Below are 13,532 nucleotides of genomic sequence, written 5' to 3' on the forward strand. Positions count from 1 at the left end.
AGTGCGACTGACAGAGGTATTGAATGAAACGTGCAGTGATTACTGGCCTGGGCATCGTTTCCAGCATCGGTAATAACCAGCAGGAAGTCCTGGCATCTCTGCGTGAAGGACGCTCCGGGATCACTTTCTCTGAAGAGTTTAAAGATTCTGGAATGCGTAGCCACGTATGGGGTAACGTCAAACTGGACACCACCGGTTTGATTGACCGTAAAGTGGTTCGTTTCATGAACGATGCCTCTATCTACGCCTATCTTTCAATGCAGGAAGCGATCAAAGATTCCGGCCTGAGCGAAGAGACGTATCAGAACAACCCGCGCGTTGGCCTGATTGCCGGTTCCGGCGGTTCGTCTAAAGCACAGGTATTCGGTGCTGACGCGATGCGCAGCCCGCGCGGCCTGAAAGCCGTGGGCCCTTACGTTGTGACCAAAGCGATGGGCTCAGCGGTATCTGCCTGCCTGGCAACCCCGTTCAAAATCCACGGCGTGAACTACTCCATCAGTTCTGCCTGCGCGACCTCCGCACACTGCATCGGTAACGCGGTAGAGCAGATCCAGCTGGGCAAACAGGACATCGTGTTTGCTGGCGGCGGCGAAGAGCTGGGCTGGGAAATGGCCTGCGAATTCGACGCGATGGGCGCTCTGTCCACCAAGTACAACGAAACGCCTGAAAAAGCCTCCCGTACCTATGACGCGCACCGTGATGGTTTCATCATCGCTGGCGGCGGCGGTATGGTTGTGGTTGAAGAGCTGGAGCACGCTCTGGCGCGCGGTGCGCACATCTACGCAGAAATCGTTGGCTACGGCGCAACGTCCGACGGCGCAGACATGGTTGCACCATCCGGCGAAGGCGCGGTGCGCTGCATGAAGATGGCGATGCACGGCGTTGACACCCCAATCGACTACCTGAACTCCCACGGTACTTCTACGCCGGTAGGCGACGTGAAGGAACTGGGCGCGATCCGCGAAGTCTTCGGCGACAACAGCCCGGCTATCTCCGCGACCAAAGCGATGACCGGCCACTCCCTGGGCGCTGCGGGCGTGCAGGAAGCGATCTACTCGCTGCTGATGCTGGAAAACGGCTTTATCGCCCCAAGCATCAACATTGACGAGATGGACGAGCAGGCGGCTGGCCTGAACATCGTGACCAAACCAACGGAAGCGACGCTGACCACCGTGATGTCCAACAGCTTCGGCTTCGGCGGCACCAACGCCACGCTGGTGATGCGCAAGCTGAAAGCATAAGTTTTTGAATGTATAGTAGAAGGGAGCCTTAGGGCTCCCTTTTTTGTGCTTATTCGGAGCTACGCATGACGGTTGTTACCCCTGCAGAGAAGCCCTCCTCTGCGAATGTTTCGCTGTTTCGCATCGCTTTCGCGGTGTTCCTGACCTACATGACCGTGGGCCTGCCGCTGCCGGTCATTCCGCTTTTCGTTCACCAGGAGCTGGGCTACGGCAACACGATGGTCGGCATCGCCGTGGGCATTCAGTTTTTAGCCACCGTCTTGACCCGCGGCTACGCCGGACGCCTGGCGGATCAGCACGGCGCGAAGCGCTCGGCCCTGCAGGGCATGTTTGCCTGCGGGCTGGCGGGCGGCGCGTGGCTGCTGGCGGCGCTGCTTCCCGTAGAGCCGATGGTGAAATTTGCGCTGCTGGTGGTCGGACGCCTGATCCTCGGCTTTGGCGAAAGCCAACTGCTGACCGGTACGCTGACGTGGGGCATGGGGCTGGTGGGCCCGGCCCGCTCGGGCAAGGTGATGTCCTGGAACGGGATGGCGATTTACGGCGCGCTGGCGGCCGGTGCGCCGCTCGGGCTGCTGATCCACAGCCAGTTTGGCTTCGCCGCGCTGGCGGGGACGACCATGGTGCTGCCGCTGGTGGCGTGGGCGTTTAACGGCACGGTGCGTAAAGTGCCTGCACACAAGGGGGAACGACCTTCCCTCTGGAGCGTCGTTGGGCAAATCTGGCAGCCGGGGCTCGGCCTGGCGCTGCAGGGCGTCGGGTTTGCGGTCATCGGCACCTTCGTCTCGCTGTACTTTATGAGCCGCGGCTGGGCCATGGCCGGCTTTACGCTCACCGCGTTTGGCGGCGCGTTTGTGCTGATGCGCGTGCTGTTCGGCTGGATGCCGGATCGTTTTGGCGGCGTAAAGGTCGCCGTGGCGTCGCTGGTGATTGAAACCGTTGGCCTGCTGCTGCTGTGGTACGCGCCAACAGCCTCCGTTGCGCTGCTGGGCGCGGCGCTCACCGGCTGCGGCTGTTCCCTGATCTTCCCGGCGCTGGGCGTTGAGGTTGTGAAGCGCGTAGCCCCGCAGGTGCGCGGCACGGCGCTCGGCGGCTACGCGGCGTTTCAGGATATCTCATACGGCGTGACCGGGCCGCTGGCGGGACTGCTTGCCACGTCGTTTGGCTATCCGTCGGTATTCCTGGCGGGGGCGGTTTCAGCGGTGGTCGGGATCGTGGTGACGCTGGTGGCGTTTCGCCGGGCCTGAGTTGCTGTTGCCGGGGGCGGCTGCGCCTTGCCCGGCCTACGGTTCGAGCCGTTGTAGGCCCGGTAAGCGTAGCGCCACCGGGCACAATCTTATGCAACCAGCCAGAAAATCGCGAGCGCAATCATCAGCGCAATAAACATCAGCCCCGGGCGGGCCGACAGGCTTTTGAACGTTTCCACGACCGGTGCAAACAGCGGGCTGTATATCGGCTGAACGTTGCGCGCCTCCGGCACGCCCGCGTCGCGCTCGGCGCGGCGGATAAATATCTGATTGAGCAGATCCTGCACCTGCGCGGTGGTCAGCACCGACTGCGGCGTAGCCTGCCATGTCTGCTGGGCGTAATCGCGGATCGCGTCGAATTCGCGCGGCTCCAGCGGCTGCTTGAGCGCGGCCTGGAGCGTATTGAGCGTTGGGGCGCTCTGCGCGCTAAGCGTCTGGCGTGCCTGTAGCCAGGTGACCAGATGGGTAAACTGTTTTGCCGGAATTAACTCTCCCGCCTTCACGCCGGACAGCTCCAGCATGGACTGCCAGATAAGCTTTGTTGACTCGCCGGTGGCGGCGGCAAGCTTGCTCACCATCTGGTTGAGCGTGTTATGTTCCGCTGGCTGCAGCGGGCGCTCCGTGGCCGGGCGCTGCTGCGGCTGAGGAATCGACAGCTGGTTGCTTTGCAGCAGGGTCAGTACGGTTTTCAGCTGTTCCGGAGTCAGCTGGCTCAGGGCGGTTTGGCCAAACTGCTGGCGAATAAAATCGCTCACGGCCTGGCGGTTATTCCCCTGGCCCAGCAGTTCGGTCAGTTGGGACATAATCTGGCGCGTGTTGTGATTAAGCTGCGCCGCGTTCAGGCGCTGATTCAGATTTTGCTCGGCTGCAGGGAAGTGGCGCGACTGCAGGGGCGCGTCGTTCCGTAGCCCCAGGTCATGCTTCATTCCGGCCCACACTTCCGCATTTTGCTGGGAAGTGAGTGCGATCAGGCGGGTGATCAGTCGCTCGAGCACGGTGCGCTGCTGCGTGGAGAGCGGTTGTTCACCTGCGACGTTGGGCGTTACGGGGCCTTCACCCGGAGGGCGAGGCGGCGTACCTGAAATGGGCTGCATCGTCAAAAATCCTTAAAGTCATACTCGGCGTAAACCCGGCATAGTGATATGCCTGGCTGCGAGATTATGGCACACTTGGCAGGTTTACTTCCTCTCAAACAGGTACTCAGACGTGAAAATCCTCGTTGATGAAAATATGCCTTACGCCCGCGAGCTGTTTAGCCGCCTGGGTGAGGTGAAGGCTGTCCCCGGTCGCCCGATCCCGGTCGATGAACTGGACGATGCAGACGCGCTGATGGTGCGCTCGGTGACCAGGGTAAATGAGGCGCTGCTCGCCGGTAAAGCGATCAAATTTGTCGGCACCGCCACGGCCGGGACCGATCATGTGGATGACAAATGGCTCGAGCAGACGGGCATCGGCTTCTCGGCCGCGCCGGGCTGTAACGCCATTGCCGTCGTGGAATACGTCTTTTCCTCTCTGCTGATGCTGGCCGAGCGCGACGGGTTTGCGCTGAAAGACCGCACGGTCGGTATTGTCGGCGTCGGCAACGTGGGCGGGCGTCTGCAAAAACGTCTTGAAGCCCTGGGGATCCGCACGCTGCTGTGCGATCCGCCGCGCAAGGATAACGGCGACGCGGGTGATTTCCGCCCCCTGGACGAGCTGGTCGCGCAGTGCGATGTCCTGACGTTCCACACGCCGCTGTTTAAGGATGGTCCCTACAGGTCACTTCATCTTGCCGATGAGGCGCTGATCCGTCGGCTGAAGCCCGGCACGATTTTAATCAACGCCTGCCGCGGCCCGGTGGTGGATAACGCCGCGCTGCTAAAATGTCTGGAAGCAGGGCAAGATCTGAGCGTGGTGCTGGACGTCTGGGAGCCGGAGCCGGATCTCAACGTCGCGCTGCTGAATAAGGTGGATGTGGGTACCGCGCATATCGCCGGTTACACCCTCGAAGGCAAAGCGCGCGGCACGACCCAGGTCTTTGAAGCCTATAGCGCTTTTATCGGCCACCCGCAGCAGGTCGCGCTCGACACCCTGCTACCGGCCCCCGAGTTTGGCCGCATTACCCTGCACGGGCCGCTCGATCAGGCAACGCTGAAACGGCTGGTGCATTTAGTGTATGATGTGCGCCGCGATGACGCGCTGCTGCATAAAGCGGCGGGTATTCCGGGTGAGTTTGATAAGCTGCGTAAGCACTATCTTGAACGCCGCGAATGGTCTTCCCTGTATGTGATGTGCAACGACGCAAACGCTGCGGCGCTGCTGCACAAGCTGGGGTTTAACGCCGTTCATCATCCGGCACGTTAATGTCTTCTTAATGCTCCCTGTTGGATACTCCGACAGGGACGCTTTTTTATTTCTGGAGTAAACCACCATGTCTGAAGGCTGGAACATTGCCATTTTAGGTGCCACGGGCGCCGTGGGCGAAGCCCTGCTCGAAACCCTTGCCGAGCGTCAGTTCCCGGTGGGCGAGATTTACGCGCTGGCGCGCACCGACAGCGCGGGTGAACACCTGCGCTTTGCGGGCAAATCCGTCATGGTTCAGGATGCGGCCGAGTTCGACTGGACGCAGGCGCAGCTGGCCTTTTTTGCCGCGGGTGCGGAAGCGACGGCATCTTACGTTGAAGACGCCACCAACGCGGGCTGTCTGGTTATCGATCTGAGCGGCCTGTTCGCCCTGGAGCCGGACGTGCCGCTGGTGGTGCCGGACGTGAACCCGTTCGTGCTGGCCGACTACCGCAACCGCAATATCATTGCCGTACCGAACAGCCTGACCAGCCAGCTGCTGACCGCGCTGAAGCCGCTGATCGACGACGGTGGCCTGTCGCGCATCACCGTGACCAGCCTGCTGTCCGCCTCCGCCCATGGCAAGAAGGCGGTTGACGCGCTGGCGGGCCAGAGCGCGAAGCTGCTCAACGGCATTCCGATTGATGAAGACGATTTCTTTGGCCGCCAGCTGGCGTTCAACATCCTGCCGCTGCTGCCCGATCGCGAAGGCTCCGTGCGTGAAGAGCGCCGGATTGTCGATGAAGCTCGCAAGATCATGCAGGATGACGGCCTGATGATTTCCGCCAGCTGCGTGCAGTCTCCGGTATTTTATGGCCACGCGCAGATGGTGGGCTTTGAGGCGCTGCGACCGCTGGCCGCAGAAGAGGCGCGCGATGCGTTTGGCCGCGGCGAGGATATCGTGCTTTCTGAAGAGAGCGAGTTCCCGACGCAGGTGGGCGATGCCAGCGGCAGCGCGCATCTCTCCGTGGGCTGCGTGCGCAACGACTACGGCATGCCGGAGCAGGTTCAGTTCTGGTCGGTTGCCGACAACGTTCGCTTTGGCGGCGCGCTGATGGCGGTCAAAATCGCCGAGAAGCTGGTGCAGGAGTATCTGTACTGATGTCCGAAGTGGAATTAAAGCCGGTCCATAAAATTGCCCTCGGCATTGAGTATGATGGCAGTAAGTATTATGGCTGGCAGCGTCAGAACGAGGTGCGCAGCGTCCAGGAAAAGCTGGAAAAAGCGCTCACTCAGGTGGCGAACGAACCGATAAGCGTGTTCTGCGCCGGGCGCACGGACGCTGGCGTTCACGGGACGGGGCAGGTGGTGCATTTTGAAACCACCGCCGTTCGCAAGGACGCCGCGTGGACGCTGGGCGTAAATGCGAATTTGCCTGGTGACATCGCGGTGCGTTGGGTAAAAGATGTGCCCGATGATTTTCACGCGCGCTTCAGCGCCACCGCGCGTCGCTACCGCTATATCATCTACAACCAGCGCCTTCGCCCGGCAATCCTCGGCCAGGGCGTGACGCACTACTACGAGCCGCTGGATGCAGCACGCATGCAGCGCGCGGCGCAGTGCCTGATTGGAGAGAATGACTTTACGTCGTTTCGTGCGGTGCAGTGCCAGTCCCGCACGCCGTGGCGTAACGTCATGCACATAAACGTCAGCCGTTTTGGCGCGTATGTGGTGGTGGATATCAAAGCCAATGCCTTTGTACATCATATGGTGCGGAATATTGTAGGCAGCCTGATGGAAGTAGGCGCCGGACACCAGCCGGAGAGCTGGATTGCAGAACTGCTGGCGGCGAAGGACAGAACGCTTGCAGCAGCCACGGCGAAAGCGGAAGGACTGTACCTGGTTTCGGTAGATTACCCGGAACGGTTCGACCTGCCAAAACCGCCTATGGGTCCGCTCTTTTTGCTGGACTAACCTTCGGTGCAATTAAGGCTTAGATAATATGGACTTAGTACGATTTCTGATTGATTTCATCCTGCATATTGATGTTCACCTGGCAGAGCTGGTCGCGCAGTATGGCGTCTGGGTGTATGCCATTTTGTTCCTCATTCTGTTCTGCGAAACCGGGCTGGTGGTCACGCCGTTCCTGCCGGGCGATTCTCTGCTGTTCGTCGCGGGAGCGCTGGCGTCTCTGGAGACCAACGATCTCAACGTGCACCTGATGGTGGTGCTGATGTTAATTGCCGCTATCGTGGGTGATGCGGTGAACTACACTATAGGGCGGCTGTTCGGCGAGCGATTGTTCAGCAACCCGAACTCGAAGATTTTCCGACGCAGCTATCTCGATAAAACGCACGCGTTTTACGAAAAACACGGCGGCAAGACCATTATCCTGGCGCGCTTTGTCCCCATTGTCAGAACGTTTGCACCGTTTGTGGCGGGGATGGGGCATATGTCTTATCGTCACTTCGCGGCCTATAACGTCATTGGCGCATTATTGTGGGTGCTGCTGTTTACCTACGCCGGTTACTTCTTCGGAACCATTCCGTTGATTCAGGAGAATCTTAAGTTACTGATCGTAGGGATAATTGTGGTTTCCATATTGCCCGGCGTGATTGAGATCGTTCGCCACAGGCGTGCGGCAGCGAAACAAGCGAAGTAAATGCACGCTGGCGGTTCGACCACTTTTTTATCCAAAGTTTCGGGCTGTTATGTTTTAATGTGCAACATTCATGGTCTGTTGGAGGCAAAAATGGCATTATTCGCCTCTTACAGCAAAACTGGCATCCGACCAGGTTCAGGCAGAAAGGTTATCAATGAGCTGGATTGAACGAATTAAAAGCAACATTACCCCGACGCGCAAAGCGAGCATTCCTGAAGGGGTATGGACGAAGTGTGATAGCTGCGGCCAGGTTCTGTATCGCGCAGAGCTGGAGCGCAATCTTGAGGTGTGTCCGAAGTGTGACCACCACATGCGTATGTCGGCGCGCAACCGCCTGCATAGCCTGCTGGACGAAGGTTCTCTGGTAGAACTGGGCAGCGAGCTTGAGCCAAAAGACGTGCTGAAGTTCCGCGACTCCAAAAAATACAAAGATCGTCTGGCCTCTGCGCAGAAAGAGACCGGCGAGAAAGACGCGCTGGTCGTCATGAAAGGCACCCTGCACGAGATGCCGGTTGTTGCCGCTGCGTTTGAGTTCTCCTTTATGGGCGGCTCGATGGGCTCCGTGGTCGGTGCGCGTTTCGTGCGTGCCGTTGAGCAGGCGCTGGAAGACAACTGCCCGCTGATCTGCTTCTCCGCCTCTGGTGGCGCGCGTATGCAGGAAGCGCTGATGTCCCTGATGCAGATGGCGAAAACCTCTGCTGCGCTGGCAAAAATGCAGGAGCGCGGTCTGCCGTACATCTCCGTGCTGACCGACCCAACCATGGGCGGCGTCTCTGCAAGCTTCGCGATGCTGGGCGACCTGAACGTCGCTGAGCCGAAAGCGCTGATCGGCTTTGCCGGTCCTCGCGTTATCGAACAGACCGTGCGTGAAAAGCTGCCGCCGGGCTTCCAGCGCAGCGAGTTCCTCATCGAGAAAGGCGCTATCGACATGATCGTTCGCCGCCCGGAGATGCGCCTGAAGCTGGCAAGCATCCTGGCGAAGCTGATGAATCTGCCGTCGCCACAGCCTGATGAGCCGCGTGAAGGCGTGGTCGTACCGCATCAGGAACCCGAGGCCTGATAACTGAAAAGGGCAGGGCCGGTTGGCGCTGCCCTTTTGCTTTCTCACCGTTAATGACAGCCGGGCATTATGGAAAATAAACGCATTCCACAAGCCACGTCGCCCCTGGCCGCGTGGCTTTCTTATCTGGAAAACCTGCACAGTAAAACCATCGATATGGGGCTTGAGCGCGTCAGCGAGGTCGCCGCGCGTCTGGACGTGCTCAAGCCTGCGCCTTTCGTCTTCACCGTCGCGGGCACTAACGGTAAAGGCACCACCTGCCGCACGCTAGAATCCATGCTCATGGCGGCGGGCTACAGGGTGGGCGTTTACAGCTCTCCGCATCTGGTGCGCTATACCGAGCGCGTGCGCGTGCAGAACGCCGAGCTGGCGGAGTCGGCCCATACGGCGTCGTTTGCGGAAATCGAAGCCGCGCGCGGTGACATCTCGTTAACCTACTTTGAGTACGGCACCCTTTCCGCGCTGTGGCTGTTTAAGCAGGCGCAGCTGGACGTAGTGATTCTGGAAGTAGGGCTGGGCGGGCGTCTGGACGCCACCAACATGGTGGACGCGGACGTCGCTGTGGTGACCAGCATCGCGCTTGACCACACCGACTGGCTGGGGCCGGATCGCGAAAGCATTGGCCGCGAGAAGGCGGGGATCTTCCGCGCTGGTAAGCCTGCCGTGGTCGGCGAGCCGGATATGCCGCATACCATTGCCGACGTGGCGCACGAAAAGGGCGCACGGCTGCTGCGTCGCGGCGTTGACTGGCAGTTTGAGGTTCAGGACGGCGGGTGGCGGTTCAGCGATGCGCAGGGCGCGCTGGAAAACCTGCCGCTGCCGCAGGTTCCTCAGCCTAACGCAGCCACCGCGCTGGCGGCGCTGCGCGCGAGCGGATTACAGGTCAGCGAGCAGGCCGTTCGTGAAGGCATTCAAAACGCGCTCCTTCCGGGCCGCTTCCAGACGGTGGGCGAATCACCGCGGCTCATTCTCGACGTCGCGCACAATCCGCATGCGGCGGCCTATCTCGCGGGACGTCTCAAATCCCTGCCAAAAACCGGGCGCGTGCTGGCGGTTATAGGTATGCTTCATGATAAAGACATTGCCGGCACGCTGGCCTGCATGGAGAGTGTGGTCGATAGCTGGTATTGTGCTCCTCTTGAGGGGCCGCGCGGCGCAACGGCCGAACAGCTGATGGAACATCTCGGCAAAGGCGCTATCTTTGAGAGCGTGGCCCAGGCGTGGCGTGCCGCGATGGCGGATGCGAAACCAGAAGATACCGTGCTGGTGTGTGGGTCGTTCCACACCGTGGCACATGTCATGGAAGTGATGGAGGCGGGGAGAACCGGTGGCAAGTAAGTTTCAGAACCGTTTAACAGGCACGATTGTCCTGGTGGCGCTGGGGGTGATTATCCTCCCAGGGCTGCTCGACGGGCAGAAAAAACATTATCAGGACGAGTTTGCGGCCATTCCGCTGGTGCCAAAGCCGGGGGATCGCGACGAGCCCGATATGCTTCCGGCCGCGACGCAGGCGCTTCCTGCACAGCCGCCGGAAGGGGCTGCGGAAGAGGTACGCGCTGGCGATGCGGCCGCGCCGTCGCTCGATCCGTCGCGCCTGGCGGCGAGCAGCAGTAACGATATCGATCCGGTTCCGGTTGAGCAGTACAAGCCGGTAGAAAAACCGAAGCCGGTTGAGAAGCCTCAGCCGAAGCCGCAGCGGGATAACACGGCCGAGCGGCTTGCTGCGGCGTCCGAAACGCCGCCAGCGAAACCGACTCAGCAGGACGCCGCGCCGACGGGCAAAGCCTACGTCGTGCAGCTTGGCGCGCTGAAGAACGCCGACAAGGTCAACGAGCTGGTCGGCAAGCTTCGCGGCGCGGGATACCGCGTTTACACTTCACCTTCGACGCCGGTGCAGGGTAAAATCACCCGCATTCTGGTGGGGCCTGAGGCATCGAAAGATAAGCTGAAAGGCTCGTTGGGCGAGCTGAAGCAGATCTCCGGCCTGAGCGGCGTGGTGATGAACTACAGCGCGAACTAGTAAGATCTCACCCCCCTCACCCCGGCCCTCTCCCCAAAGGGGAGAGGGTGAAAATCGCACCGAGCGCGTGTGTAACATACTGCATCGTACAGTTCCCTCTCCCCTCTGGGGAGAGGGTTAGGGTGAGGGGCGTTGAGCATTTTTTCAGCGCCTTTTTTATTTACGCGTGGGAAGGAAATCCCTACGCAAACGTTTTCTTTTTCTGTTAGAATGCGCCCCGAACTGGATGACAGGGCGTAAAATCGTGGGACATTTATGGTCTGGATTGATTACGCCATCATTGCGGTGATTGGTTTTTCCTGTCTGGTAAGCCTGATCCGTGGCTTTGTACGTGAAGCGTTATCGCTGGTGACATGGGGTTGTGCTTTCTTTGTTGCCAGTCACTACTACACTTACCTGTCTGTCTGGTTCACGGGCTTTGAAGATGAACTGGTCCGAAATGGAATTGCTATCGCTGTGCTGTTTATCGCAACGCTGATAGTCGGCGCTATCGTGAACTTTGTGATAGGTCAGCTGGTCGAGAAAACCGGTCTGTCGGGAACGGACAGGGTGCTCGGGATCTGTTTTGGGGCGCTGCGAGGCGTGCTGATTGTAGCCGCGATACTGTTCTTCCTTGATACCTTTACCGGTTTCTCAAAAAGTGAAGACTGGCAAAAATCGCAGCTCATTCCAGAGTTCAGCTTCATCATCAGGTGGTTCTTTGACTATCTGCAAAGCTCGTCGAGTTTCTTGCCCAGAGCGTAATGCGCTCTGAGATGTGGCTTAACGAGGAAAAGACGAATGTGCGGTATTGTCGGTATCGCCGGTTTCATGCCGGTTAACCAGTCGATTTATGACGCGTTATCGGTGCTTCAGCACCGAGGGCAGGATGCTGCGGGTATCATCACCATTGATGCAAACAACTGCTTCCGTTTACGCAAGGCGAACGGCCTGGTAAACGATGTGTTTGAAGCCCGCCATATGCAGCGTCTGCAAGGTAATATGGGGATTGGTCACGTTCGTTATCCTACTGCTGGCAGCTCCAGCGCCTCCGAGGCTCAGCCTTTCTACGTCAACTCACCGTACGGCATCACGCTTGCCCACAACGGCAACCTGACCAATGCGCACGAGCTGCGCAGAAAGCTGTTCGAAGAGAAACGTCGCCACATTAACACCACCTCTGATTCTGAAATCCTGCTCAATATCTTCGCCAGCGAGCTGGATAACTTCCGCCACTATCCGCTGGAAGCCGACAACATTTTTGCTGCGGTTGCCGCAACCAATCGTCAAATCCGCGGCGCGTACGCCTGCGTGGCGATGATTATCGGCCACGGCATGGTCGCCTTCCGCGATCCGAACGGTATTCGTCCGCTGGTGCTCGGCAAGCGCGATCTCGGCGACGGGCGCACGGAGTACATGGTTGCCTCTGAAAGCGTGGCGCTGGACACCCTCGGCTTTGAATTTTTGCGCGACGTCGCGCCGGGCGAAGCGGTCTACATTACTGAAAAGGGCCAGCTGTTCACCCGCCAGTGTGCCGACAACCCGGTCAGCAACCCATGCCTGTTCGAATACGTCTACTTTGCGCGTCCTGACTCGTTTATCGACAAAATCTCCGTCTACAGCGCCCGCGTGAACATGGGCACGAAGCTCGGCGAGAAGATTGCCCGCGAGTGGGACGACCTGGATATCGACGTCGTCATTCCTATCCCGGAAACCTCCTGCGACATCGCGCTGGAGATTGCCCGCATTCTGGATAAACCGTACCGCCAGGGCTTCGTGAAAAACCGCTACGTTGGCCGCACCTTCATCATGCCGGGCCAGCAGCTGCGCCGTAAGTCCGTGCGCCGCAAGCTGAACGCCAACCGCGCCGAGTTCCGCGATAAAAACGTCCTGCTGGTGGATGACTCCATCGTGCGCGGCACCACCTCCGAGCAGATTATCGAGATGGCGCGCGAAGCCGGGGCGAAGAAAGTGTACCTCGCGTCTGCGGCACCGGAAATTCGCTTCCCGAACGTCTACGGCATCGATATGCCGACCGCGAACGAGCTGATTGCGCACGGCCGCGAAGTGGACGAAATCCGTCAGATCATCGGCGCCGACGGCCTGATTTTCCAGGATCTGAACGACCTGATCGACGCGGTGCGCGCCGAGAACCCGGACATTCAGCAGTTCGAATGCTCGGTGTTCAACGGCGTCTACGTGACCAAAGACGTGGATCAGCAGTATCTCGACTATCTGGATTCGCTGCGCAACGACGACGCTAAGGCCGTCCAGCTGCAGAACGATTTGGAAAGCTTAGAGATGCACAACGAAGGCTAAGGCCTGAGCAGGTGAGGGCGGCCGCCCTCACTTGCAACTCCGCACAAAATCCTGCACAGTCAGCCCTGTAATCAGCAAGGGCGAAATCATGAAAAGACTTATTGTAGGGATCAGCGGTGCCAGCGGCGCGATTTACGGCGTCCGGCTGCTCCAGGTGCTGCGTGACGTTAAAGACGTAGAAACCCATTTGGTGATGAGCCAGGCGGCGCGCCAAACCCTCTCCCTTGAAACCGACTTCTCCCTGCGCGACGTTCAGGCGCTGGCCGACGTGGTGCACGATGCCCGCGATATCGCCGCCAGCATCTCCTCGGGCTCGTTTAAAACGGCCGGGATGGTGATCCTGCCCTGTTCAGTCAAAACGCTTTCCGGCATCGTAAACAGCTATACCGACTCGCTGGTGACGCGCGCCGCGGACGTGGTGCTGAAAGAGCGTCGTCCGCTCGTGCTGTGCGTGCGCGAGACGCCGCTGCACCTTGGCCACCTGCGCCTGATGACCCAGGCCGCCGAGCTTGGCGCGGTGATTATGCCGCCGGTACCGGCGTTCTACCATCGCCCTCAGACGCTGGATGACGTGATAAACCAGACCGTTAACCGCGTGCTCGATCAGTTTGATATTGACCTGCCTGAAGATCTCTTTACGCGCTGGCAGGGGGCATAGGGCAGTGCACAGTCTGAGTGCATGAAAAGACAACCTGCCCTGTCATGGGGCAAAACTGCAACCGCGATCATATCCTCGACATTTAAT

Annotated in this window: 13 protein-coding genes; 12 read left to right on the forward strand and 1 reads right to left on the reverse strand. The window is 59.5% G+C overall.

The window, feature by feature from the left end; genetic code table 11:
* Positions 1-23: 23 nt before the first annotated feature.
* Both fabB and AB8804_RS03720 read left to right on the forward strand, forming a co-directional pair.
* Positions 24-1,241 (forward strand): beta-ketoacyl-ACP synthase I, encoded by a 1,218-nt coding sequence (gene fabB, locus AB8804_RS03715; RefSeq protein WP_112010327.1) that lies wholly within the window; start codon positions 24-26, stop codon positions 1,239-1,241.
* A 65-nt stretch (positions 1,242-1,306) separates the two neighbouring features.
* Positions 1,307-2,485, forward strand: coding sequence for an MFS transporter (locus tag AB8804_RS03720; protein ID WP_371183211.1), 1,179 nt, complete (start codon positions 1,307-1,309; stop codon positions 2,483-2,485).
* An 89-nt stretch (positions 2,486-2,574) separates the two neighbouring features.
* Here AB8804_RS03720 and flk read toward each other — a convergent pair whose 3' ends face one another.
* Positions 2,575-3,579, reverse strand: a complete 1,005-nt coding sequence (gene flk, locus AB8804_RS03725; protein WP_371183213.1) for a flagella biosynthesis regulator Flk — start codon at positions 3,577-3,579, stop codon at positions 2,575-2,577.
* Positions 3,580-3,691: 112 nt separating this feature from the next.
* On the opposite strand from flk, the gene pdxB reads away from it, so the two are divergent.
* The 10 genes from pdxB to AB8804_RS03775 all read left to right on the forward strand — a co-directional run bounded on the left by pdxB (position 3,692) and on the right by AB8804_RS03775 (position 13,445).
* Entirely contained in the window at positions 3,692-4,828 is a 1,137-nt protein-coding gene (pdxB, locus tag AB8804_RS03730; protein WP_371183215.1) for a 4-phosphoerythronate dehydrogenase PdxB, read from the forward strand.
* A 67-nt stretch (positions 4,829-4,895) separates the two neighbouring features.
* Positions 4,896-5,909 carry an aspartate-semialdehyde dehydrogenase gene (locus AB8804_RS03735; protein WP_371183217.1) on the forward strand — a complete coding sequence of 338 codons (1,014 nt, stop codon included), beginning with the start codon at positions 4,896-4,898 and terminating at the stop codon, positions 5,907-5,909.
* The gene (gene truA, locus AB8804_RS03740; RefSeq protein WP_371183219.1) at positions 5,909-6,721 is read left to right on the forward strand and encodes a tRNA pseudouridine(38-40) synthase TruA; all 813 of its coding nucleotides are present in this window, start codon (positions 5,909-5,911) and stop codon (positions 6,719-6,721) included. Before AB8804_RS03735 ends, truA begins: the two co-directional genes overlap by 1 nt.
* A 28-nt stretch (positions 6,722-6,749) precedes the next feature.
* Positions 6,750-7,409 carry a DedA family protein gene (locus AB8804_RS03745; RefSeq protein WP_371183221.1) on the forward strand — a complete coding sequence of 220 codons (660 nt, stop codon included), beginning with the start codon at positions 6,750-6,752 and terminating at the stop codon, positions 7,407-7,409.
* Positions 7,410-7,563: 154 nt separating this feature from the next.
* Positions 7,564-8,469, forward strand: coding sequence for an acetyl-CoA carboxylase, carboxyltransferase subunit beta (gene accD / locus AB8804_RS03750; RefSeq protein WP_112010334.1), 906 nt, complete (start codon positions 7,564-7,566; stop codon positions 8,467-8,469).
* 69 nt (positions 8,470-8,538) lie between these two features.
* Entirely contained in the window at positions 8,539-9,807 is a 1,269-nt protein-coding gene (gene folC, locus AB8804_RS03755; RefSeq protein WP_371183223.1) for a bifunctional tetrahydrofolate synthase/dihydrofolate synthase, read from the forward strand.
* Positions 9,797-10,489, forward strand: a complete 693-nt coding sequence (gene dedD / locus AB8804_RS03760; protein ID WP_371183225.1) for a cell division protein DedD — start codon at positions 9,797-9,799, stop codon at positions 10,487-10,489. The genes folC and dedD overlap by 11 nt, the downstream gene beginning before the upstream one ends.
* 255 nt (positions 10,490-10,744) lie before the next feature.
* Entirely contained in the window at positions 10,745-11,233 is a 489-nt protein-coding gene (gene cvpA / locus AB8804_RS03765) for a colicin V production protein (RefSeq protein ID WP_045327894.1), read from the forward strand.
* A gap of 36 nt (positions 11,234-11,269) precedes the next feature.
* The gene (gene purF / locus AB8804_RS03770; RefSeq protein WP_297122222.1) at positions 11,270-12,787 is read left to right on the forward strand and encodes an amidophosphoribosyltransferase; all 1,518 of its coding nucleotides are present in this window, start codon (positions 11,270-11,272) and stop codon (positions 12,785-12,787) included.
* An 88-nt stretch (positions 12,788-12,875) separates the two neighbouring features.
* Positions 12,876-13,445, forward strand: a complete 570-nt coding sequence (locus tag AB8804_RS03775; RefSeq protein WP_371183228.1) for a UbiX family flavin prenyltransferase — start codon at positions 12,876-12,878, stop codon at positions 13,443-13,445.
* The last annotated feature ends 87 nt before the right edge of the window (positions 13,446-13,532 follow it).

Origin of the sequence: Enterobacter sp. KBR-315C3_2022 (assembly GCF_041399425.1) — a bacterium.
GTDB lineage: Bacteria > Pseudomonadota > Gammaproteobacteria > Enterobacterales > Enterobacteriaceae > Enterobacter.

What these genes read in the sequence shown, in the direction of transcription:
- AB8804_RS03775 (WP_371183228.1), top strand. Translation starts at nt 12,876, where the DNA reads ATGAAAAGACTTATTGTAGGGATCAGCGGTGCCAGCGGCGCGATTTAC.
- fabB (WP_112010327.1), top strand. Translation starts at nt 24, where the DNA reads ATGAAACGTGCAGTGATTACTGGCCTGGGCATCGTTTCCAGCATCGGT.
- flk (WP_371183213.1), bottom strand. Translation starts at nt 3,579, where the DNA reads ATGCAGCCCATTTCAGGTACGCCGCCTCGCCCTCCGGGTGAAGGCCCC.
- AB8804_RS03735 (WP_371183217.1), top strand. Translation starts at nt 4,896, where the DNA reads ATGTCTGAAGGCTGGAACATTGCCATTTTAGGTGCCACGGGCGCCGTG.
- AB8804_RS03745 (WP_371183221.1), top strand. Translation starts at nt 6,750, where the DNA reads ATGGACTTAGTACGATTTCTGATTGATTTCATCCTGCATATTGATGTT.
- truA (WP_371183219.1), top strand. Translation starts at nt 5,909, where the DNA reads ATGTCCGAAGTGGAATTAAAGCCGGTCCATAAAATTGCCCTCGGCATT.
- accD (WP_112010334.1), top strand. Translation starts at nt 7,564, where the DNA reads ATGAGCTGGATTGAACGAATTAAAAGCAACATTACCCCGACGCGCAAA.
- folC (WP_371183223.1), top strand. Translation starts at nt 8,539, where the DNA reads ATGGAAAATAAACGCATTCCACAAGCCACGTCGCCCCTGGCCGCGTGG.
- AB8804_RS03720 (WP_371183211.1), top strand. Translation starts at nt 1,307, where the DNA reads ATGACGGTTGTTACCCCTGCAGAGAAGCCCTCCTCTGCGAATGTTTCG.
- purF (WP_297122222.1), top strand. Translation starts at nt 11,270, where the DNA reads ATGTGCGGTATTGTCGGTATCGCCGGTTTCATGCCGGTTAACCAGTCG.
- cvpA (WP_045327894.1), top strand. Translation starts at nt 10,745, where the DNA reads ATGGTCTGGATTGATTACGCCATCATTGCGGTGATTGGTTTTTCCTGT.